Here is a 20,783-nt window from a genome sequence, read left to right as displayed (position 1 = left end):
GGATGCTCTCATGAGCGGTCCTCTATTTTTGATTTCCTTAAGGAAAGTTGTTTGGCCCTTTCCAAGATAACCTCAGAACGATCGCGTGTTAAATGTTTATCGACCAACCCTACATTCGTACAATCACTGTCCATGCACCACGTGTATCCTTTCTGTTTGCATAAGGTTTGGCAATGTGCAAGTAGTTCCGGGTCATTAATGGGAAGGTTAATGCTTCTATAGGGTTTTTTAAGCAACATTCGTTCATGTGTCTGTTGAAGCAAATCGAGCAGGGCTTCGGGATCAAGACCCAATTGTCGCAGCTCGGCTTTTTTTAAATGAAGGTTGGATATGGCCTTTGCAAGAGTTCTTGTAGCCCCTGCATTATTGCCCCTGCGATCATGGTATAGGGCAACGGCGATTTGAATCAGGCCGACCCAATGTGAATCACGTTCTTTAGGAGCTGTTTCTTTCCAATACTCTTCAAGTATTTCGTGACACTCAAAGTAATCTCGAGTTCCGTGAAAATGGATGAGGAAAGAGAGATAGTCTTCAGGTAAATGCAATAATAACCCCTCCTTGTGCCTTATTTTCCCTTAGGTTAAGAAAGCTTTTTTAGACGATTACCGCTTTTTAAGTATAAATACCATAGTACCATAAAAAAATGTCCAGAAAAATAAGGAAAGCTGATTGCTATGCAATCAGCTTGTGTCGTCAGTTTTCAATTATAACCAAGAAGCACCGACGATAACTAATAAAATGAATAATACTACGATAAACGCAAATCCGCCACCAAAACCTCCTGCATTGCCACCCATATAAGTACCTCCTTTATTCTGCTTATCTTACATTCTTAGACTATGTTCATTTTATAAATATGATTGGGCAACGACCCAATTTAAAAAATCCGCATGAAAAAACTTTAAATCAAGCAGAGCTTTATTTGTAATGGATAAAGGGCCGGTAATCCTCTATACTTGATTAATGAAGAAATAGGCCAATTAAAGGCCAATTAGATTTAAATGGGGTATTTTGATGGGTTATAATATTAAAATTGATGCATTCGAAGGACCGATGGATTTACTCCTTCATTTGATAAACCGTCTAGAAATAGATATTTATGATATCCCTATGGCTGATATCACAGAGCAATATTTAGGCTATATCCATACGATGCAGCATCTTGAATTAGATATTGCGAGCGAATATTTAGTCATGGCCGCTACTTTACTCGCCATCAAAAGTAAAATGTTGCTGCCTAAGCATGAAGATGAGCTATTGATGGATGAAGATGGGGAATTATTCGAAGAAGATCCTCGTGACGAACTTGTAGAGAAACTATTAGAATATAAAAAGTATAAATCTGCAGCAGAAGAATTCAAAGAACTGGAAGAAGAACGGAACTTGATATTCACTAAACCGCCAAGTGATCTGTCTGAATATGTAAAAGAAACGGAAAGTGAATTGCAGGAGTTAAATGTTAGCCTTTACGATATGTTGGGTGCCTTGCAAAAGTTGCTTCGCCGGCAAAAGATTCAAAAGCCCCTTTATACAAAAGTGACGAAACAAGAGATTTCCATTGAAAAACGCATGGAAGAAATCATGGCAGACCTCCAAACGTTTAAAGGTAAGAAGAGCTTTTTTGATTTGTTTCCAGAGCCAGTCAAGGAGCATATAGTGATTACATTTTTAGCGGTATTGGAACTGATGAAATTAAATGAAATTAAAGTTGAACAAGAAGATAATTTTTCGGAAATCATGATTGTAGCTAAGGAAGGTGTAGAACCAGTTGGAAGTTATTAATTGGAAAGGGATACTCGAGGCCCTTTTGTTTGCATCCGGAGATGAAGGTCTTTCCATCAAGCAAATTGCCTCAGTCCTTGAAATCACAGAATATCAAGCAACGGACATCATTGAAAGTTTAAAGGAAGACTATCTCACGGATACACGGGGGATTCAAATTATTGAAATAGCCGGTGTGTTCCAGCTGGCAACTAAGAAAGAACACTCCGATTATTTAAAGAAACTTGTGGAAACATCCAGTTCACAAGGGTTGACACAGGCAGCTTTGGAAACGTTGGCCATAATCGCCTATAAACAGCCGATTACGAGAGCGGAAATAGATGAGATACGCGGAGTGAAAACAGACCGTCCGATTCATACGCTTGTTACGAAAGTTTTAATTAAAGAGGTCGGTAGAGCTGAAGGGTCTGGTCGCGCTTATTTATACGGCACAACGAAAGAGTTTTTAGATTACTTCGGACTAAAATCCATAAACGAGTTGCCGCCACTTGCCGATAATACGGAAGAAAGCTTCGAAAACGGAGAAGCTGATCTGTTTTTCGAGAACTTCCAAAAAACAATCGAATAACAAATCCTCATGATTTTGTGATAATATAGAAAAAAATGGATGTTTGGAGGGGTTGCAGGTGCGCATTGTAGCGTGCAATGGGTATGCGCTTGAAAAAGAAAAATCAAATTCTCCCGAGGACTTCTTTAACCGTTCCACTGTCAAATACATACAGGCCGGTGAAGAAAAGGTATTGAATGTATTGTATCTTCGTTACTTCGATGAGATGATCGCCCGTTGGACTCCATATTCTCAAAATCCCGTTTTCAAAGTCCTGACTAGAGATATCTATATGGCTGATATTATCGCTTTGATTTGTCTCATCAAAGAACCAAGTTTATCCAGCCGAAAGCGAATATATATAAATTCAGAAAAAGAGTTAGCAAGTTACTTTCTAAATATAAACTTTCCAAAACTAGAGGAAGTGTTTAGATCTATTGAACAAGCTAAACCATATGATATTAAAACATATTTAGACTTTTATCAATCATAATCATTATGAGGAGGGTTCACGGTTGGGGAATACATTGGTAAAATCACAGCTTGAGGATGTAAAAAGCTTTTTAGAAACGACAGTGGCTCAGCTAGAGGAGTTTCTGAATGAAACGACTTATTCTAAGTTGCAACAGGAAAAAAATGGTGAAGAAAGCTATTATAAAGGAATTCTCTCTAGTTTAAGAAGAATGCTTGTAAGTTGTGAAGAGGGTTTGGAAGCATGTCAAATCGTTCTTAAAAATGAGGTTTTTAATAAAGCTGCTGCGGAAAAGACGCTTTATAGAGTGTATCATCAATGTATCGAAGAGTACTTTTCACCAAAATCGGACCGATGGTTTGAAGACAGTCGTTCAGCTTATACAGGGAAAAACTCCATCAAGTTCCATCAAACGGTACCGGATAGTATCATCACCATTCTTAAGACCGTAGAGAGTGGATTCCAGAACATGCGTGAAGAATTGGAGTTTTACGAAACCGATTATCGAACTAAGATGTTGCAATCTCGATAAGGAAACAGCAGGGCCTAATAGCCTTGCTGTTTTTTTGTTAATGGTCTTTTCTTTTATTTGGAGCATAAAATGGGTTGATGTCTTATTTGAGATTTTTGGAGGGTGTGCTTATTGGATATAAGACAGTATGTGACGGATGTCAGTGAATGGATCGAACAAATGATGGGGTACATGGAGAGTATTGATATTAAGGACCGACGAATGATAGCAAATATGGAACAGCTTTCACGATGGACAAAGACATTGGAAACCGGAGATATAGATAATGAAGAACTACAAAAGATTGAAGAAGAAATAAACAGGATTTATAGAGAAATCAAAGAAAGGGCAAATGGGTTCCAATCTCAGAACGAAACAGAGGGATCTGTAGGTATCGGGAAACATACGCTTCCCCCCTTGCCATATTCATACGATGCACTTGAACCAATCATTTCGGCAGAAATTATGCGCTTGCATCATGATAAGCATCACCAAACATATGTGGATGGTTTGAATAAAGCGGAGTTAATGATGAAAAAGGCAAGAGAATCCAATGATTTTTCACTTTTGAAACATTGGGAAAGAGAGGCGGCATTCCATGGTTCCGGACATTATCTGCATACATTATTTTGGGAAGGCATGATGCCCGGAGGTGGAGGTCAGCCGAAGGGAGATCTCCTTAAACAGATTGAGAGAGACTTTGGAAGTTTCGAGGCTTTTAAAAGTCACTTCAGCGAAGCGGCCAAACAGGTGGAAGGCGTTGGCTGGGCCATTTTGGTCTGGGTTCCCCGATCACGTAGGTTAGAGATCCTTCAATCTGAGCGACATATGATTTTGACACAATGGGATACCATCCCTGTCCTTGTTCTGGATGTCTGGGAACATGCTTATTATCTTCAATATAAGAACAATAGGGCAGCCTATGTAAAAAAATGGTGGAACGTCATAAATTGGCCGCAAACCACATTACGGTTCAATAAAGCAAAAAAGCTGATTTGGAAACAACAATGAATAGTAAATGAGTTCTCGAGAAAAGATAGGAAGGGATGGGGCCATATTGGTTCCGTCTTTTTCGTTTAGATCATTTTCGGGGATATGGAAAGTATGGATAAATGACTGGTAGAGGAAATCATGGGCCGAAAGGGGGTGAATACTTCAGGTGAATATTCTCAATTGTTAATTATTGTTATAAGAATTAGTACGTAATTTTTCTTCTGAAATAATTTTAGTATTTATCATTTTAGTTCTTGATATAATAATGTGAGTATGTTAAATAGACCATTCATAGGGATTATAACTTGTTTTTATGTATATTAGTATAAAGTTGTGTCGAAAAGGTGAACATGATAATTATTAAGTTATATTTATTGACTAGTTACTAAATAATAATTATTATAAATAGGAAGCGAAAAATATTTTTTCTGGAGGAATAATAATATGTCATTAATTAATAAACAAGTTGAAGATTTTAAAGTTCAAGCATACCAAGCAGGAGAGTTCAAAGAAGTTACACTAGAAGATGTAAAAGGAAAATGGGCTGTATTCTTCTTCTATCCAGCTGACTTTTCATTCGTATGTCCAACAGAATTAGCTGATCTTCAAGATAACTATGAAACATTCAAAGAAATCGGTTGTGAAGTTTACTCGGTTTCAACTGATTCTCATTTCAGCCATAAAGGATGGGCAGATGCTACTGATACAATCGGTAAAATCCAATACCCAATGCTAGCAGATCCAGCACTAGCTCTATCTCGTCAATTTGGAGTATTAGTCGAAGAAGATGGCGTAGCTTTACGTGGTACTTTCATCGTAAATCCAGAAGGCCAAATCAAATCATATGAAGTGAATGACATGGGAATCGGCCGTAATGCTGAAGAACTTATTAGAAAAGTTCAAGCTGCACAATTCGTAGCAGAACATGGAGATAAAGTTTGCCCTGCTAAATGGACTCCAGGTGAAGATACATTAGAGCCAAGTTTTGACCTAGTAGGAAAACTTTAATTTTAGGATATTTTCCTATACATATATCAACTAGTTGATATAAAACAGCTATGATTGACAAAAGGCACTTACTTCAATAAGTGCCTTTTGTCCTTTAAAAATAAAATTTTTTAAACAGCAAGGAGATCAACTATGGAAAAAATATATGATTTATTGATTATCGGGGGAGGGCCAGCAGGTCTTTCTGCGGGAGTTTATGCAGGTCGAGCAAAATTAAAAACGATCATCCTTGAAAAAGGATCTGGCGGTGGGCAAGCAGCCACCACTTCAGAAATAGCTAACTATCCTGGTATTCGCAACATCTCAGGTCCAAAGCTAGTGGAGGAAATGAAACTTCAAAACGAAGATTTTGGTGTGGAGTTCGCTAAATCAGATGTAACCGGCGTAGATTTATCTGGGGAAGTAAAAATCGTAAAAACGCTTAGTGGGGACTATCATGCACGCGCTGTAATCATTGCAACGGGCGCCACCCCAAGAAAACTTGGGTTTCCAGGAGAAGAAGAATTCACTGGCCGAGGCGTAGCGTATTGTTCAACCTGTGATGGAGAGTTCTTTGAAGGCTTGGAAGTTTTCGTCATTGGAGCAGGATATGCAGCGGCTGAAGAAGCCATTTTCCTTACTCGCTTTGCAACAAAAGTAACCATTATCGCCCGCGAATCAGCCTTCTCATGTGCCCCTTCCATTGTCGATAAAGTAATGGCCAATGAGAAAATCGAGGTCAAATTCAATACAGAGATTCTTGGTGCTTATGGCGACGGCATGATTCAACGTGCCCGCTTCATCAATAACGTAACAAAAGAAGAGTGGGAATATGAAGCGAAGGAAGAAGACAGTACATTTGGCATTTTCGTGTTCATTGGTTATCAACCTCAAACGGCCATTTTCCAAGGCCATATTGAAATGGACCGTGCTGGCTATATCCTAACTGACGATGATATGAACACAAATGTAAAGGGTGTTTACGCAGCAGGTGACTTGAGACCGAAGTCCTTGCGTCAGATCATTACAGCAGTATCTGATGGAGCGATAGCCGCTACGGATGCGGGTAAATATGTTGCAGAAGAAAAAGACCGCTTAGGCATTAAAGATGAGCCGGTAGTGGAAGAAAAGAAAGAGGAAAAGAAAAAAGCTGCTGCACCAGCAGGTAAGAGCTCCTTACTGAGCGATACGTTAAGAGGCCAACTAAAAGGAATCTTCGATAAGATGGAGAATGACGTGACCTTAGTATCAATCGTGGATGAAAGCCTACCCAAATCGGTAGAATTACGTGACTTCTTATTAGATGTTGCAGAATTAGGGGACAAGCTTCATCTTGAGCTATATAATAAAGGTGAAAATAAAGATATGGAAGAAAAAGTGAATGCCGATAAATTCCCTGTAGTCTCCCTGTTAAATTCGAATGGGGAATACAGTGGGGTCAAATATCACGGTGTACCAGGCGGACATGAACTGAACTCCTTCATTTTAGCTATCTACAATCTTGCTGGTCCGGGTCAAGCGATGGATGCTGCTGTTCGGGATTCAATCAAATCAATTAGCAAGAAGACAAATATTAAAGTCATGGTATCTTTAGCGTGCCACTTCTGCCCTGACGTTGTAGTTGGAGCACAACGAATCGCCATTGAAAATCCTAATGTGGAAGCTGAGATGGTCGACATCAGTAATTTCCAAGACATTAAGAAAAAGTATAAAGTTATGAGTGTTCCGGCTATGATCATCAATGATGAGGAAGTAGTGTTCGGAGCGAAGAAGATCGATGAAATTGCTGCTTTATTAGTTTAATAGATGAAAAACCGATGGATGGACATAACATGTCTGTTCATCGGTTTTTTTTCGTTTTTTTGTACCTTAACCTAATTGAATTATGCTTGTAACCTTCCTATTATCTTTAAAGACCTTCGATTATTTAATCATAACCCTTGTCCATTTGCATAAACTTGTACAAAAACAAGTAAAGAAACGGGAGGGCACTCATGCGTTTTCTATATAAAGAAATACCCAAATTGTGTATGGTCATTCTCATGTTTTCTTTTCTAACACCATTACAGAGCGTTCAAGCCAACGTAGCCGTCAGTGCCCATAGTGCCATTTTAATGGACGAAGAAAGTGGAAGGGTCATTTATGAAGTGAATGCTCACGAAAAGAACCGAATTGCAAGTATCACGAAAATCATGACTGCTATCTTAGCTATCGAATCGGGAGAAATGGATGAGACCGTAACAATCAGTAGTAATGCTTTTGGTACTGAAGGGTCTTCCCTTTATTTGAAAGAAGGTGAAAAGATCAAGCTTGAAGATTTGGTTTATGGCTTGATGTTACGTTCGGGGAATGACGCGGCTGTTGCGATCAGCGAAAAGGTGGGAGGGAGCCTTGATGGTTTCATTTGGATGATGAATCAAAAAGCGGAAGAAATCGGTATGAAGAACTCCCACTTTACGAACCCTCATGGATTGGATAATACCAAGAATCATTATTCAACGGCATATGATATGGCTTTACTCACCCGTTATGCTATGCAAAACAAGACATATGCAAAGATAGCTGGCACTAAAGTACATCGGGCCCCTAACTCGACCGAGAATTGGGATTATGTATGGAAAAATAAGAATCGGCTACTCACGCAATTATATGAGTATTGTACCGGCGGGAAAACGGGCTATACTAAACTTGCAAAGCGGACATTGGTCACTACAGCGACTAAAAATAATCATAATCTTATCGCTGTCACGTTGAATGGGCCGGATGATTGGAATGACCACATCAATATGTATGAATCTGCTTTCAAGAATTACAGTTTGACTGAAATTCTTCCTGAAGGCGCCATAAAGGACATAAAGAATAAAACGTATAGAGGGCATGTTTATTTCAAAAATGATTTTTCCTATCCTCTTACTAAGGACGAAAGGAATTCAATAAAGGTTAAAATGAAATTTCTGAAGCCGAAGAAGAGTTGGGAAGATAAACGAAATATTCCGGAAGTAGTGGGCAAGGCTTATATCTATCTGGATGGAAAACAGGTCGGTTCGCGTTCCATCTTTTATGGTGAAACTGTAGAAAGTTTCAACCAGCAATCTTTTCAATCCTCGTGGGCTGCTCTATTCGAAGCAGTATTGGGAATAGATAGAAATGGTTAATTATATCTGGGTTGGAATGACGGTAATCGGTATAGTATTCGCCATGATTAATGGGACCATGAATCAGGTGAATGAAGCACTTTTTGTTAGTGCCAAGGAAGCTGTCACCCTTTCGATAGGCTTGATGAGCATTCTGGTTTTTTGGCTGGGGTTAATGAAAATCGCGGAAGAATCGGGGCTGCTCGAAAAACTATCCGTTTTGTTCAAGCCTTTAATGAAATGGTTATTCCCTGAAGTCCCTCCCAATCATCCTGCAATGGGCTATATTTTATCCAATATGATGGCGAATACGTTTGGATTGGGAAATGCAGCGACCCCATTAGGGATTAAAGCCATGGAGCAGTTAAAGAAATTAAATGGTAATAAAGCGACCGTAAGCCGTTCGATGGTTACCTTTTTAGCGGTGAATACTTCAAGTGTGACATTGATCCCAACGACCGTCATTGCTATAAGGATGAATTACGATGCCGTCTCCCCGACTGACATAGTGTTTCCAACTATCGTGGCTACAGCCATTTCGGCGGTAGGGGGAATAGCGATAGATCGATACTTTTATTACAGGAGAAAGCGGAATGGGAGGGAATAGGAATGCTACAATGGATGACCGCCATTTCGATTTGGTTGATACCACTTTTGATTCTCTCGATTTTATTATACGGTACGTATAAGAAGGTTCCCACCTATGAGACCTTCGTAGAGGGGGGGAAGGAAGGAATCAGTATGTCTTTCTCCCTTATCCCTTTCTTGGTGGGAATGCTCGTCGCCATTTCGGTATTTAGAGCCTCAGGGGCTCTTGATTCCTTCGTACAGGCATTAAAACCGATTCTGGCCTTTCTTCACTTCCCGGCTGAGGTTTTCCCCCTGGCGATCATCCGTCCTATATCGGGAACGGCTGCATTAGGGATGACGAGTGACTTGATTTCCATATATGGTCCGGATTCCTTTGTTGGTCGCTTGGCGGCTACGATCCAGGGAAGTACAGATACGACCCTGTATGTGTTGACTGTATATTTCGGAGCAGTGGGAATTAAAAAAATGGGTGATGCACTCAAGGTTGGCTTATTGGCGGATTTAGTCGGGGTTATAGCAGCAGTGGTTGTGGTCACGCTTGTTTTTGGTACAAAGTAAGCCGAGGAAATGGATGTATCCATTTCCTTTTTTTATTGATATCCTATATTTTACGATTTTAAGAAAAGGATACATTTTTTTGCCATGGAAAATTAAGCTATGTTACACTCATTATGGAAACCAGCCTATATAACAGATCCTAAATGGATGAAATAATAAAAGAAACGGCCATATTCACGAAAAACCTTTTGTTTTTGCCTCGCTATATGTAATAATTGTATGATTGTGTATGTACAGACAATAACAAACGAATGATTATACTATGAGGTGAAGATAGATGGAAAGATTACAAAAGGTAATAGCACATGCAGGATTAGCATCGCGTCGTAAGGCCGAAGAGCTAATATTAGAAGGCAAGGTAAAAGTGAACGGTAAAGTAGTGAAAGAATTAGGTGTGAAGGTAGGTCCTAATGACAAAGTACAGGTCAATGAAATCCCACTCGAGAAAGAACCACCTGTATATTTCGTATTCTACAAACCACGCGGAGTCATTTCAGCTGTTTCGGATGATAAAAATAGAAAAGTCGTAACGGATTACTTCCCATTCGTCCAAGAACGGATTTATCCTGTAGGTCGTCTCGATTATGATACTTCCGGTTTATTGGTTTTAACGAATGACGGGGATTTTGCGAATACACTCATGCATCCAAAACATGAAGTCGACAAAGTGTATGTAGCTAAAGTGAAGGGCATTCCTTTACGTGAGAGCCTAAGGAAATTAGAAAAAGGAATCATGCTTGAAGATGGAAAAACAGCTCCAGCTAAGACCAGAGTACTGACGACTGATAAGAAAAAGGAAACGGCCATTATAGAAATCACTATCCATGAAGGGAGAAACCGCCAGGTCCGTCGGATGTTTGAAGCGATAGGCCATCCTGTAATTAAATTAAAACGGGAGCAATATGGTTTCTTAACATTAGATGGACTGACTGCGGGAGATTCAAGAGAGTTAACTCCCCATGAAGTTAAATTAATGCGGACGATGGCATCGACTGACCCTAAACAGCGGAGAATGTAATACTTTTTTTCTCTTTATTAACAGGTTGAAACCGTTACCCCATTCATCCAAGCGGTTGAATGGGGTGGTGGAAAACAGCCTGTAAATTCCTTTTCTTTCATGATACGAAAAAGGTGTCGACGAATCTTCAAAATATGGTCATCGTGTTACATGTTATATTGGTATGGTGAAATATAGAGCTGCCTTAGGAGGATTTCTATGGATAGAAAAAAGCGACGCCTAGTGAGCAGGACCATCATTCTACTGTTATTAGGTGCAGCTTTAGTGTTTGCCCTTTATACGAACTTCACTAAAGATAAGAATGACAGTCTTCAAAAAGGAAAGGAAGCTCCTAATTTTGTTTTGACTGACATGGCAGGCAAAGAACATAAGTTGTCGGATTATAAAGGACAGGGTGTTTTCCTGAACTTTTGGGGTACATATTGTAAGCCTTGTGAATACGAAATGCCTTATATGGAAAGTCAATATCAAACATACAAGGACCAGGGTGTTGAGATATTAGCAGTCAATGTCGGGGAATCTGAATATTCGGTCAATAATTATGCTGCAAAACATAATCTTACCTTCCCAATCATGATTGATAAAGGCAGGGAAGTGGAGAATGCGTATCGCGTTGATATTTTACCGGTCACCTTCTTGATAGATAAAGAAGGAAAGGTGATAGATATCATTACCGGAGCCTTGACAGAAGAGAGCATCCAAAAGCATATGGAGAGAATTAAACCATAATACTGGGGAGTTTTTGACATGAAAGAAGTAAAATGCGATTGTGGCCATGTAAATCCATATGGTACAAAAATTTGTGAAGTTTGCGGGAGTATCCTGGTTAAAGAAGATAAAAAATTAATTGATATGCGCTATGAGGGAAGTGCCAGACGTTCACAGACTTATAACAAAACGATCATTGATAAAGTCTGGAATTTCTTCTCTTCCGTTAAGGTTGGGGTTACCCTTATAGTCCTGGCCTTGGTTGCTTCTGCAATCGGAACAATATTTCCACAGGAAATGTATATCCCTTCTTCTGTAACACCCGCCGAACATTACCAATCGGAGTATGGAACGTTAGGGAAGTTGTATTATGAATTCGGATTTCATAATTTATACAGTTCATGGTGGTATCTAATCATTATAGCGATGTTGGGCATATCCCTTCTGATTGCAAGTATCGACCGCTTTTTCCCATTATATCGGTCTTTAAAGAAACAAGGAATTACTCGCCATGATGGTTTCATGAAGCGACAAAGGGTATCGGGAGTGACGAAGCTTGATGGCCAGGGAGTAGATTTGGAAGAAGTAAAAGAGCGGTTGAAAAAGCAGCGCTATCATATACGTGAGCAAAATGGGAACATTCTTGCAGAAAAAAGCCGTTTTTCACGTTGGGGCCCTTACGTCAACCATATCGGACTTATCATTTTTTTAATTGGGGCTTTACTACGCTCAGTACCTGGAATGTATATTGATAAAGTGCTTTGGCTAAGGGAAGGCGAGACAAAAGAGATTCCTGGTACAAATGGTGAGTATTATCTTAAGAATAATGAATTCACACTGGAAGTCTATGATAAAGAGAATGAAGAAGACGAGCAATTCAGTGCCGCCATTGATAAAACTGGTACGATAGCTAAGACTTATGAAGCAGATGTGACATTGTTCGAGCGTCAAAATGAAGCGTTGCCAGGTGAAAAAGCAGAACTTGATAAAGTTAAGGATTTTAAAATAAAAGTGAATGAACCCTTGAAACACGATCACTTTGCTTATTATCAGGTGGATTATAAATTGGACGAGCTTAGTACCATGTCTTTTAATCTTATCAATAAAGAGACAGAAGAGAAATTTGGAAATATCACGGTGGATTTGAATAATCCGCAGAAGATGTATGAATTGAATAAAGGGTATTCTGTCGAGTTAATGAGTTATTTCCCCGATTTCGAATTTGATGAAAAAGGAGAACCGACGACGATATCAAAGGTTCCGAATAATCCGGCATTTATCTTTAATATGAAGACCCCAGATAAACCAGATGGAGAAGTGAGTTTCGTAGCTATAAAAGAGACGGTGGAACCATTAGGAGAAAATACATATAAACTGGCTTTTGCTGGAGTTGAAACGAAAGACGTTACAGCTTTGACTGTCAGGAAAGATCTTACATTGTGGATTCTTTTCACCGGGGGAATTATCTTCATGATAGGTGTTATCCAAGGTTCGTATTGGAATCATCGCCGTATATGGATTAAAAGAAATGAGAGTGAGATTTTGATAGCCGGCCATACCAATAAAAACTGGCATGGCATTAAGAAAGATATAAAAAATGCGATTGAATCAACACCACTTTGTGAACCAACAGATTTACTAGAAGAGGAGAAATCTTCTAATAAGGGGGAAGTTTTAAATGGCTGATTTGAGCGGTAATTTATTATATGCGGCCTTCTTTTTATATCTAATTGCGACCTTTATTTTTGGAGGCTCGATAAAGGATAAAAAAGGAGCAGAGGAGAAAAAACAAAATAACTGGGCAAAATTAGGAATCACCTTGACCATTTTAGGATTTGCAGCGCAGGTGGGTTATTTTATTACAAGATGGATTGCTGCGGGCCATGCACCTGTTAGTAACCTGTTTGAATTTACAACATTTTTCGGCATGATGATGGTAGGGGCATTTATCTTGATTTACTTTCTTTATAAAACGCCCGTCCTTGGGTTGTTTGCCCTCCCCATTGCATTATTGATCATTGCGTATGCAAGTCTGTTTCCGACGGAAATATCGCCGCTCATACCAGCCTTGCAGAGTGATTGGCTACATATCCATGTAACAACTGCAGCGGCAGGGCAGTCCATTCTTGCCATTAGCTTTATCGCCGCTATCATTTATCTGGTTAAATCGGTGGAACAGACAAAAGCAAGTAAACGGACATTTTTTCTTGAAATCATCATGTATACGTTAGTCAGTACACTTGCACTTGTAATAGTATCCTCCACTTTCTCCATGATGGATTATAAAGCTAGTTTTGATTGGGTTGATAAAAAAGATATGGCAGCCAAACAGGAATATACACTTCCTGCATTGGTTGGTCCTCATGAAGGGGTTATGCTTGAAAAGGGACAATTCCAACCATTGGTGGAGATGCCTGCAATAATCAATGCGAAAAAATTGAACACAGTCATATGGTCGATTGGTGCAGGACTGGTCCTGTATGGCTTGATAAGGTTGATTTCTCGGAAAAGAGTCGCTGCTCTAATAAAACCGCTTGTTAAAAATGTTAATTTGAACTTGCTGGATGAAATCAGTTACCGTTCCGTTTTAATTGGATTTCCAGTCTTCACACTCGGGGCACTTATTTTTGCCATGATTTGGGCCCAGATTGCTTGGACACGATTCTGGGGATGGGACCCGAAGGAAGTATGGGCCCTTATCACCTGGTTGTTTTATGCAGCCTTTTTACATCTGCGTATGTCTAAGGGATGGCAGGGAGAAAAATCAGCCTGGCTTGCGGTCATTGGTTTTGCCATCATGATATTCAATTTGATATTTGTGAATTTGGTTATCGCTGGTTTGCATTCATATGCCTAATTAAGGGAACCTTATCATTAGATGAAGGGGGTCTTTTGATAGTAATGTCGTTAATTTTATCGATATTCCTACCAAACGATCCCTTTTTTATGATTAAAGCGTTATTGCTAGGGAAATAAATCCTAGAGGGCTTTTAGATAACTTGTGGTAATTATTGTGACAATATAGTGAAAAGTTAAGGAAGAGCCTATAGAATTGGCTGTTTATCGGGATTTGTTAAGAAATAATATTAGGCATTAAAGCTTTCATTTTGTAAAATAAATGATAGGAGGCTGGTTACGAAATGTATAATGCTATTAAAATTCTTGTGGTGGATGATGAAGAAAGAATCCGCCGCTTGCTAAAAATGTATTTAGAAAGAGAAGAATACATAATTGATGAAGCTGAAAATGGTGATGAGGCTTTAGTGAAAGCTCTAGAAAATGATTATGATTTAATCTTATTGGATATTATGATGCCTGGTAAAGATGGTATTGAAGTCTGTCGGGAGTTGAGAGAGAAAAAAACGACACCTATCATCATGCTTACCGCTAAAGGTGAAGAAGTGAATAGAGTCCAAGGATTCGAAGTGGGGACAGATGATTATATTGTCAAACCCTTCAGTCCACGTGAGGTTGTATTAAGGGTCAAGGCGTTATTGCGCCGTTCTTCCAATGCAAATTACATGCAAACCGAAGCATCAGCAAAAGATGTAATCGTATTTTCCCACCTAACGATTGATAATGATGCCCATCGTGTGCTCGCGGATGGCAAGGAAGTATCTCTCACGCCAAAAGAATATGAATTATTATATTTCTTGGCGAAATCCCCCGATAAAGTTTTTGATCGTGAGCAGTTGCTAAAAGAAGTGTGGCATTATGAATTCTTTGGAGACCTTCGAACTGTGGACACGCATGTCAAACGCTTGCGTGAAAAGTTAAACCGTATATCCGAAAATGCTGCCAAAATGATTGTCACTGTTTGGGGCGTGGGTTACAAGTTCGAAGTTATTAACGACTGATGCTATGGGGCAGTGTTGTTGGTAAGCTTTGGGCAACGATTCTTTTGCTGGTATCCTTTGTTCTGATTGTTTTGACTGTACTTCTGGTTGAATTCTTTGATAATTTTCAGATAGAGAATGTCGAAAATGATTTAACCAAAATGGCACAGCAAATCATTACGGTCACGAATGAACATGGGGGCACTGGAGACGAAGTTCTCCAAATAGCTTCTGAATTGATAGGTGATGAAACGAAAGTAATCATCTTGAATGACAATAAAATGGTCTTTTCATCTGTTGATGAGAATGGGTTTAAGATAACGCCTGAATTCATTAAAGATGATCCCGAATTATTAAAGGTATTTACAGAGAGAAAAACTGTAAAAAAAGAGATGATGCTTTCGACTGAGGGGACAGATGAAGATACATTGTCAGCAATTGTAGTGGGGGTTCCTCTTGAATTAAATGGTCAGCAGGATGAGGTTTTCTTGATTCAGTCATTGGAATCGATGGAAGAAACAACGAAATCCACAACGCAGTTCATCCTCTTAGCTGCAGGGATCGCTATAATATTGACAACGATTTTCGCTTTCTTTTTATCTACGAGAATCAATGCTCCACTAGTAAAAATGAGGGAAGCTGCCTTGGCCATAGCTCGTGGTAAATTTGATACCAAGGTTCCCATCCTCACCCAGGATGAAATAGGTGAGTTGGCCATTGCATTTAATCAGATGAGAAAACAGCTGAAATTCAACATGAATGCCCTCAGTCAAGAAAAGGAACACCTTGCAAGCATTCTCAGCAGTATGGCAGACGGGGTTATTACCTTTAATAAAGATGGTACTATCCTTGAGACGAATCCTCCAGCTGACCGGTTCTTGCAAGCATGGTACTTTGAAAAAGGATACAATCGGGAAGACAATATGAATGTACCATCAGTACTCATGAATCTATTTGACGAATCAGAGTCCTATGATAAGGAACAAGTTGGAGAAATTACTTTACAGGGTAGAAATTGGGGACTGATTGTCAGTCCTTTATATTCAACTGCAGATAATATCCGCGGTGCTGTCGCCATCATCCGTGATATGAGTGATGAACGTCGCATGGATAAACTAAGGACGGACTTCATTGCCAATGTGTCCCATGAGTTAAGGACCCCGATATCGATGCTACAAGGGTATAGTGAAGCCATTGTAGATGATATAGCAGGCAGTGAAGCTGAAAAAATGGAAATGGCTCAGATCATTTATGATGAATCGTTGAGGATGGGACGTTTAGTTAATGATTTATTGGATCTAGCCAGATTGGAATCAGGGAAAATGAACCTTACTTATGACCTTGTTTCCGTCTCCCCCTATTTAAAGAGGATTACAAGTAAGTTCTATGGACTGGCTAGAGATAAAGGGATCACGATTACGACGCATCTTCAAGACGATGGGATCAACTGGAATTTTGACCCTGATAGAATTGAGCAGGTATTGACGAATTTAATTGATAATGCAATCCGTCATACTCCTGCAGGCGGAAAAATCGATGTCATTCAAAAAATGAGTGATCGCAGAGGCTTGATTATAGATGTGAAGGACTCTGGTTCAGGTATTCCGGAAGAAGACTTACCATTCGTATTCGAGAGATTTTATAAAGCGGATAAAGCACGTACCCGTGGACGGTCTGGTACGGGCCTAGGTCTGGCCATTGTTAAAAATATCATTGATGCACATGATGGATATATTTCGGTGAACAGTTTACCAGAAAAGGGAACAACATTCAGCTTTATTCTACCTCGAATATTGGAAAATGCTGAATAAATGTCAGATTGCTTGGCAAATAATCTTGATACATGAGAAACAGAGTGGGCAAAGGCAATTGGATTCTCCTAATTGCCTTTGCCCATATTTTATTTGCGGGCAGTATATGGAGTAAATTGGGTAATTAGTATAAAATAAGTATGTAACTTTCATATGAAAATATCGACTATAATTATGAACGGATGTGGAGAAATAATGAATTCCATTTTCCACGATCTTTATGAAAAATATCACCAGGAAATTTATCAATTCATTTATTATATGACCAAAGACCGTGAAACGGCAGAGGACCTGGTTCAAGAAGTTTATATCAGGATAATGAAGGCCTATAATCGTTTTGAAGGCAATAGTAGTGAAAAAACCTGGATGTATTCCATTGCGAGAAATGTGACCATTGATTATTTTCGGAAACAAAAAGGATGGAAGAATAAAATCATTCCCACTATTGATTGGGATGGTCAGATGATTAAAGATAATCAGCCGATTCCCGAAGAAGTGGCCATTATGAATGATAATGTCAGAGAGATATATCGTTGCTTGAATCGATGTACTGTTAATCAAAAAGCAGTCATTATTTTACGGTACATACAAGGCATGTCCATTTCAGAAACCGCGGATGTACTGAATTGGAGTGAAAGTAAGGTAAAAACAACGCAACACCGCGCTTTAAAAGCGATTAAAAAAATGATGGATGATTCATCAGAAGAGGGGAGGAATTCCTTTGAAGAAATCCCGTTGGAAAGAAAGAGAAATTGAGGACTTGCTTCGCCAACTTCCGGAGGTAAAAGATAAACGCTCGAAGAAAGAAGTGTTTTCGAGGATAGAAGGTAAGCAAAGAAGAAACCGTAAAAAACTTTGGATTCCTCGTATTGTGGGCATTGCCTCCTTATTCTTAATGATGATCATTGGATCTTCACTGATGATTGGAAAAGATGAATCTCAAGAGCAGGAGGTTAATAGCCACGGCAATGGAAAATTGGCCATTTCAGAAAGTAAGATCATTTTGGATAAGCAAGAAAAGCATGATATTGAATCAAATGAAAAGCAGGATGTAAAGGAAGATATTGAGGGCGAACCAATAGAAAAAAATGAATTGAAAAGTAAATCTCAACAAGTGGAAAAAGAAAAAACACCCATTCGTGCGATCTACTCAGAAGATTTGCAGGGGAAGTCGACAATAACTCTAGGCGTGCCTGATCACCAACAGAATTTTATCGTACCTCTATCTTTTGTAGTCGATACTATCGAAGAAACGGAAGCCTTGGATCAGGTGGTAAAAAAGATGTCGACCATTAATGAGAAAAAATATGGCCTGTTCGATTATTTCCCTCTAGATATTAAGGTATCCCATGTTCCCACCAACAACACAGCAAATATCGAATTACGGGCAGGCAGTAATCTGCTAGATGAGGATATCGTGTTTCTTAGAACCATGGAAGAAACCTTATCCTATCTAAATATTGATAAAGTGACATTTACAACGGACGGAAAATCTGGTGCCAGTTTTGCTCATGCCGGAACAGTAATAGAAGAAGAAATTCCCCAGCACAAGAATCGCACATTCTTTCTTTATCACACGGATAAATCATCTTCAAGTTTCCTTGTGCCTAGCAATATCGATTATCAGAACATGGAAGAGGCCCTACAAGCGGCAAAGGAGGAACCTGGCATAGAAGGGATTTCTTCTGCTCTACCGGAGAGTTTGAAGTGGGAGAACCTAACATATGATGGGGGTTTAGTAACTGTAGAACTGGCACAAGAAGGCCGCTTGAAGAATGATTCAGAGTCGCTTCAAGGTTTGGAAGTCATTCTATTTACAGCTAAAGACTTTGGCTATGCAAAGGTGAAGTTTGAAAACTCCCCTGTAGAAATGGTAGGTTCTCTGAATTTATCGGAAGAGATTACAGTACCCGTTGCTCCTAACTTAGTTAATTAAAGGTCAAGTGCATGCTTGCGATGTGAGAGGCAGATGAGGGTCGTTCAACAAAAAAAGGATGCCCGCTAGTGGGGCATCCTTAAGTGGAAATTATAAAGCTATTCGGGCCATGAAAGTAATTTCTTGTGTTTCCTCTAAGAATTGCTTCATATTATCTTCTAATGGTTTATCGAAACTCAATACCATGATAGCTTCCCCGCCAGCTTCTTTACGACCAACTTGCATAGTCGCGATATTTACGGCATGATCACCAAGAATTTTACCGACGTTACCGATTACTCCAGGTTTATCAGTGTGTTGGATATAAAGTAAATTAGCTTCTGGATGGAAATCAATTTTGAAACCATTCAGATTGACAATCCGGGAACCATAGTTCTCGATATGAGTACCACTAATGGTTAATTCGCGAGTGTCGCCTTTTACTTTTAGACTGATCAGGTTAGAATAACCTAGAGAGTCAGTAGAAACCTTTTCGCCAATGGTAATGCCCCGCTCTTTAGCAACCAATAGCGCATTCACCTCATTAACTGAAGCATCTACTCTTGATTTGAAGAAGCCTGCTATTAGGCTTTTTGTCAGAATAGCGGTATCGAAGTCCAATGATTCACCTGCATAAGTTACGGAAATCTCCTGAATGCCTTCTTTCATGCATTGTGAGGCAATGGAGCCCATTTGTTGGACTAGTTGATAGAATGGCTGAACCTTTTCAAACACCTCTTTAGAAATGGCTGGAAGGTTAATTGAACTTGATACAGGATTACCTTCAAAATAGGTTAATACTTCTTGGGCGACTTGAACGGCAACATTCAATTGGGCTTCTTTAGTGGAAGCTCCTAAATGAGGAGTAGCGATGACGTTATCAAGTTCAAGTAATTTATGGCCAAGCGGTGGTTCTTCAACAAATACATCCAACGCGGCTCCAGCTACATGTCCCTCGACAATCATTTCATATAAATCATCTTCATCAAGGATTCCGCCACGTGCACAGTTCAATACGTACACGCCTTTTTTACAGGTGAGTAACTTTTCTTTATTGATTAACCCTCTAGTTTCGTCCGTTAGAGGTGTATGTACAGTGATTATATCCGCTTTAGGGAGCAATTCATCTAAAGTCAGGGAAGTTACGGACATTTTTTTTGCACGATCGGCTGTTAAGAATGGGTCATAAACTATGACTTCCATGCCAAAAACTTTTGCGCGTTTGGCAATTTCTCCACCAATTCGTCCGAAACCAATAATGCCTAAAGTTTTCCCACGAAGTTCCGTTCCTGTATAAGAAGAGCGTTTCCATTCTCCATTTTTCAGGGAAGCATAAGCTTGCGGAATATGGCGCATCAAGGAAGCCATCATGGCAAATGTATGTTCAGCTGTTGAAATTGTATTTCCGTCAGGAGCATTCACAACAACGATTCCGCGTTTTGTTGCGGCAGGAATGTCAATGTTATCAACGCCGACACCTGCGCGAGCAATGATCTTTAGTTTTGGCATGCGGTTCATTAAATCTTCTGTAACTTTTGTTGCACTTCTAACCAGTATTGCATCAATCTGATCAAGTTCGTTTGCTGCTTCTTCTACAGTCTTCTGAATAAGAAGAATATTGGATGCCTCTGAAAGCGGTCCGAGTCCTTCTGGTTTGATGGCATCTGCTACTAAAATCTGATACACGTGTAAACACCTTCCTAGGTAAAATTCTCTTAAATTTCAGTTAATTTTACAATTGAAATGGGAAAACTGTCAATTTAGCATACCTATATGTAAGCGCTTTAATTAAAGTTACTTTGAAATTCACTTGTCCAAAACCGCAAGGGCAAAGGGTTTGAGTCGTAATTTTCTAAAAATAAAAATTATTTTAGACCGAGTAAAACGTCGTGATTATAAATACATATTTTGTTTAAAATG

21 protein-coding genes are annotated in these 20,783 nt (G+C 39.4%); 18 read left to right on the top strand and 3 right to left on the bottom strand.

The genetic code is table 11. From position 1 onward, the window contains the following. Nucleotides 1-8: 8 nt before the first annotated feature. Nucleotides 9-545 (bottom strand): DUF309 domain-containing protein, encoded by a 537-nt coding sequence (locus tag ACQKIC_RS14955; protein ID WP_427591725.1) that lies wholly within the window; start codon nt 543-545, stop codon nt 9-11. 159 nt (nt 546-704) lie between these two features. Beyond that, nucleotides 705-797, bottom strand: a complete 93-nt coding sequence (locus tag ACQKIC_RS14950) for a YjcZ family sporulation protein (protein WP_402869262.1) — start codon at nt 795-797, stop codon at nt 705-707. Nucleotides 798-1,014: 217 nt separating this feature from the next. Between ACQKIC_RS14950 and ACQKIC_RS14945 the strand changes: the two genes are divergently transcribed. The 18 genes from ACQKIC_RS14945 to ACQKIC_RS14860 all read left to right on the top strand — a co-directional run bounded on the left by ACQKIC_RS14945 (nt 1,015) and on the right by ACQKIC_RS14860 (nt 18,884). Further along, on the top strand, nt 1,015-1,782 hold the full coding sequence (locus ACQKIC_RS14945) for a segregation/condensation protein A (RefSeq protein ID WP_402869261.1): 768 nt from the start codon (nt 1,015-1,017) through the stop codon (nt 1,780-1,782). Then, a complete protein-coding gene (gene scpB, locus ACQKIC_RS14940) occupies nt 1,769-2,350 on the top strand; it encodes an SMC-Scp complex subunit ScpB (RefSeq protein WP_402869259.1) in 582 nt (193 codons plus the stop codon). Before ACQKIC_RS14945 ends, scpB begins: the two co-directional genes overlap by 14 nt. Before the next feature lie 58 nt (nt 2,351-2,408). Continuing rightward, nucleotides 2,409-2,822: a hypothetical protein gene (locus ACQKIC_RS14935; protein ID WP_427591726.1), complete on the top strand. Its 414-nt coding sequence runs from the start codon at nt 2,409-2,411 to the stop codon at nt 2,820-2,822. 22 nt (nt 2,823-2,844) lie between these two features. Then, nucleotides 2,845-3,333: a YpuI family protein gene (locus ACQKIC_RS14930; RefSeq protein WP_402869256.1), complete on the top strand. Its 489-nt coding sequence runs from the start codon at nt 2,845-2,847 to the stop codon at nt 3,331-3,333. A 111-nt stretch (nt 3,334-3,444) separates the two neighbouring features. Beyond that, the gene (locus ACQKIC_RS14925; protein ID WP_427591727.1) at nt 3,445-4,323 is read left to right on the top strand and encodes a superoxide dismutase; all 879 of its coding nucleotides are present in this window, start codon (nt 3,445-3,447) and stop codon (nt 4,321-4,323) included. 426 nt (nt 4,324-4,749) lie between these two features. Beyond that, nucleotides 4,750-5,313 carry an alkyl hydroperoxide reductase subunit C gene (gene ahpC, locus ACQKIC_RS14920; RefSeq protein WP_427591728.1) on the top strand — a complete coding sequence of 188 codons (564 nt, stop codon included), beginning with the start codon at nt 4,750-4,752 and terminating at the stop codon, nt 5,311-5,313. A gap of 132 nt (nt 5,314-5,445) precedes the next feature. Next, nucleotides 5,446-7,095, top strand: coding sequence for an FAD-dependent oxidoreductase (locus ACQKIC_RS14915; protein ID WP_427591729.1), 1,650 nt, complete (start codon nt 5,446-5,448; stop codon nt 7,093-7,095). Nucleotides 7,096-7,286: 191 nt separating this feature from the next. Further along, nucleotides 7,287-8,447: a D-alanyl-D-alanine carboxypeptidase family protein gene (locus ACQKIC_RS14910; protein WP_427591730.1), complete on the top strand. Its 1,161-nt coding sequence runs from the start codon at nt 7,287-7,289 to the stop codon at nt 8,445-8,447. After that, nucleotides 8,440-9,033 (top strand): nucleoside recognition domain-containing protein, encoded by a 594-nt coding sequence (locus ACQKIC_RS14905; protein ID WP_402869248.1) that lies wholly within the window; start codon nt 8,440-8,442, stop codon nt 9,031-9,033. Before ACQKIC_RS14910 ends, ACQKIC_RS14905 begins: the two co-directional genes overlap by 8 nt. Before the next feature lie 2 nt (nt 9,034-9,035). Beyond that, complete coding sequence (locus ACQKIC_RS14900) at nt 9,036-9,575, top strand: spore maturation protein (RefSeq protein WP_402956648.1); 540 nt, start codon at nt 9,036-9,038, stop codon at nt 9,573-9,575. 277 nt (nt 9,576-9,852) lie between these two features. After that, the gene (locus ACQKIC_RS14895; RefSeq protein WP_402869246.1) at nt 9,853-10,593 is read left to right on the top strand and encodes a pseudouridine synthase; all 741 of its coding nucleotides are present in this window, start codon (nt 9,853-9,855) and stop codon (nt 10,591-10,593) included. 198 nt (nt 10,594-10,791) lie between these two features. Continuing rightward, nucleotides 10,792-11,322, top strand: a complete 531-nt coding sequence (gene resA / locus ACQKIC_RS14890; protein ID WP_402956650.1) for a thiol-disulfide oxidoreductase ResA — start codon at nt 10,792-10,794, stop codon at nt 11,320-11,322. An 18-nt stretch (nt 11,323-11,340) separates the two neighbouring features. Then, nucleotides 11,341-12,987, top strand: coding sequence for a cytochrome c biogenesis protein ResB (gene resB, locus ACQKIC_RS14885; protein ID WP_427591731.1), 1,647 nt, complete (start codon nt 11,341-11,343; stop codon nt 12,985-12,987). Further along, nucleotides 12,980-14,158 carry a c-type cytochrome biogenesis protein CcsB gene (gene ccsB / locus ACQKIC_RS14880; RefSeq protein ID WP_402869241.1) on the top strand — a complete coding sequence of 393 codons (1,179 nt, stop codon included), beginning with the start codon at nt 12,980-12,982 and terminating at the stop codon, nt 14,156-14,158. Before resB ends, ccsB begins: the two co-directional genes overlap by 8 nt. A gap of 283 nt (nt 14,159-14,441) precedes the next feature. Next, nucleotides 14,442-15,158 carry a response regulator gene (locus ACQKIC_RS14875; RefSeq protein ID WP_402956654.1) on the top strand — a complete coding sequence of 239 codons (717 nt, stop codon included), beginning with the start codon at nt 14,442-14,444 and terminating at the stop codon, nt 15,156-15,158. Further along, nucleotides 15,155-16,948 carry an ATP-binding protein gene (locus ACQKIC_RS14870; protein ID WP_402869876.1) on the top strand — a complete coding sequence of 598 codons (1,794 nt, stop codon included), beginning with the start codon at nt 15,155-15,157 and terminating at the stop codon, nt 16,946-16,948. The genes ACQKIC_RS14875 and ACQKIC_RS14870 overlap by 4 nt, the downstream gene beginning before the upstream one ends. Before the next feature lie 174 nt (nt 16,949-17,122). Then, on the top strand, nt 17,123-17,704 hold the full coding sequence (gene sigX, locus ACQKIC_RS14865) for an RNA polymerase sigma factor SigX (protein WP_402869238.1): 582 nt from the start codon (nt 17,123-17,125) through the stop codon (nt 17,702-17,704). Then, nucleotides 17,670-18,884, top strand: a complete 1,215-nt coding sequence (locus ACQKIC_RS14860) for a hypothetical protein (protein WP_427591732.1) — start codon at nt 17,670-17,672, stop codon at nt 18,882-18,884. Before sigX ends, ACQKIC_RS14860 begins: the two co-directional genes overlap by 35 nt. 90 nt (nt 18,885-18,974) lie before the next feature. Here the strand turns inward: ACQKIC_RS14860 and serA are convergent, their stop codons facing one another. After that, nucleotides 18,975-20,549: a phosphoglycerate dehydrogenase gene (gene serA, locus ACQKIC_RS14855; RefSeq protein ID WP_402869235.1), complete on the bottom strand. Its 1,575-nt coding sequence runs from the start codon at nt 20,547-20,549 to the stop codon at nt 18,975-18,977. Nucleotides 20,550-20,783: the final 234 nt, after the last annotated feature.

This window comes from Peribacillus sp. NPDC046944, from assembly GCF_050272735.1.
Classification (GTDB): domain Bacteria; phylum Bacillota; class Bacilli; order Bacillales; family DSM-1321; genus Peribacillus.
The sequence above is the reverse complement of the archived record's forward strand: the minus strand, read 5'-3'. Positions and strand labels throughout refer to the sequence as shown.

Excerpts from the sequence above, each read along its gene's own strand:
- ACQKIC_RS14950 (WP_402869262.1), bottom strand. The coding sequence starts at position 797 with ATGGGTGGCAATGCAGGAGGTTTTGGTGGCGGATTTGCGTTTATCGTA.
- ACQKIC_RS14945 (WP_402869261.1), top strand. The coding sequence starts at position 1,015 with ATGGGTTATAATATTAAAATTGATGCATTCGAAGGACCGATGGATTTA.
- ahpC (WP_427591728.1), top strand. The coding sequence starts at position 4,750 with ATGTCATTAATTAATAAACAAGTTGAAGATTTTAAAGTTCAAGCATAC.
- ACQKIC_RS14915 (WP_427591729.1), top strand. The coding sequence starts at position 5,446 with ATGGAAAAAATATATGATTTATTGATTATCGGGGGAGGGCCAGCAGGT.
- ACQKIC_RS14910 (WP_427591730.1), top strand. The coding sequence starts at position 7,287 with ATGCGTTTTCTATATAAAGAAATACCCAAATTGTGTATGGTCATTCTC.
- ACQKIC_RS14905 (WP_402869248.1), top strand. The coding sequence starts at position 8,440 with ATGGTTAATTATATCTGGGTTGGAATGACGGTAATCGGTATAGTATTC.
- ACQKIC_RS14900 (WP_402956648.1), top strand. The coding sequence starts at position 9,036 with ATGCTACAATGGATGACCGCCATTTCGATTTGGTTGATACCACTTTTG.
- ACQKIC_RS14895 (WP_402869246.1), top strand. The coding sequence starts at position 9,853 with ATGGAAAGATTACAAAAGGTAATAGCACATGCAGGATTAGCATCGCGT.
- resA (WP_402956650.1), top strand. The coding sequence starts at position 10,792 with ATGGATAGAAAAAAGCGACGCCTAGTGAGCAGGACCATCATTCTACTG.
- resB (WP_427591731.1), top strand. The coding sequence starts at position 11,341 with ATGAAAGAAGTAAAATGCGATTGTGGCCATGTAAATCCATATGGTACA.
- ccsB (WP_402869241.1), top strand. The coding sequence starts at position 12,980 with ATGGCTGATTTGAGCGGTAATTTATTATATGCGGCCTTCTTTTTATAT.
- ACQKIC_RS14875 (WP_402956654.1), top strand. The coding sequence starts at position 14,442 with ATGTATAATGCTATTAAAATTCTTGTGGTGGATGATGAAGAAAGAATC.
- sigX (WP_402869238.1), top strand. The coding sequence starts at position 17,123 with ATGAACGGATGTGGAGAAATAATGAATTCCATTTTCCACGATCTTTAT.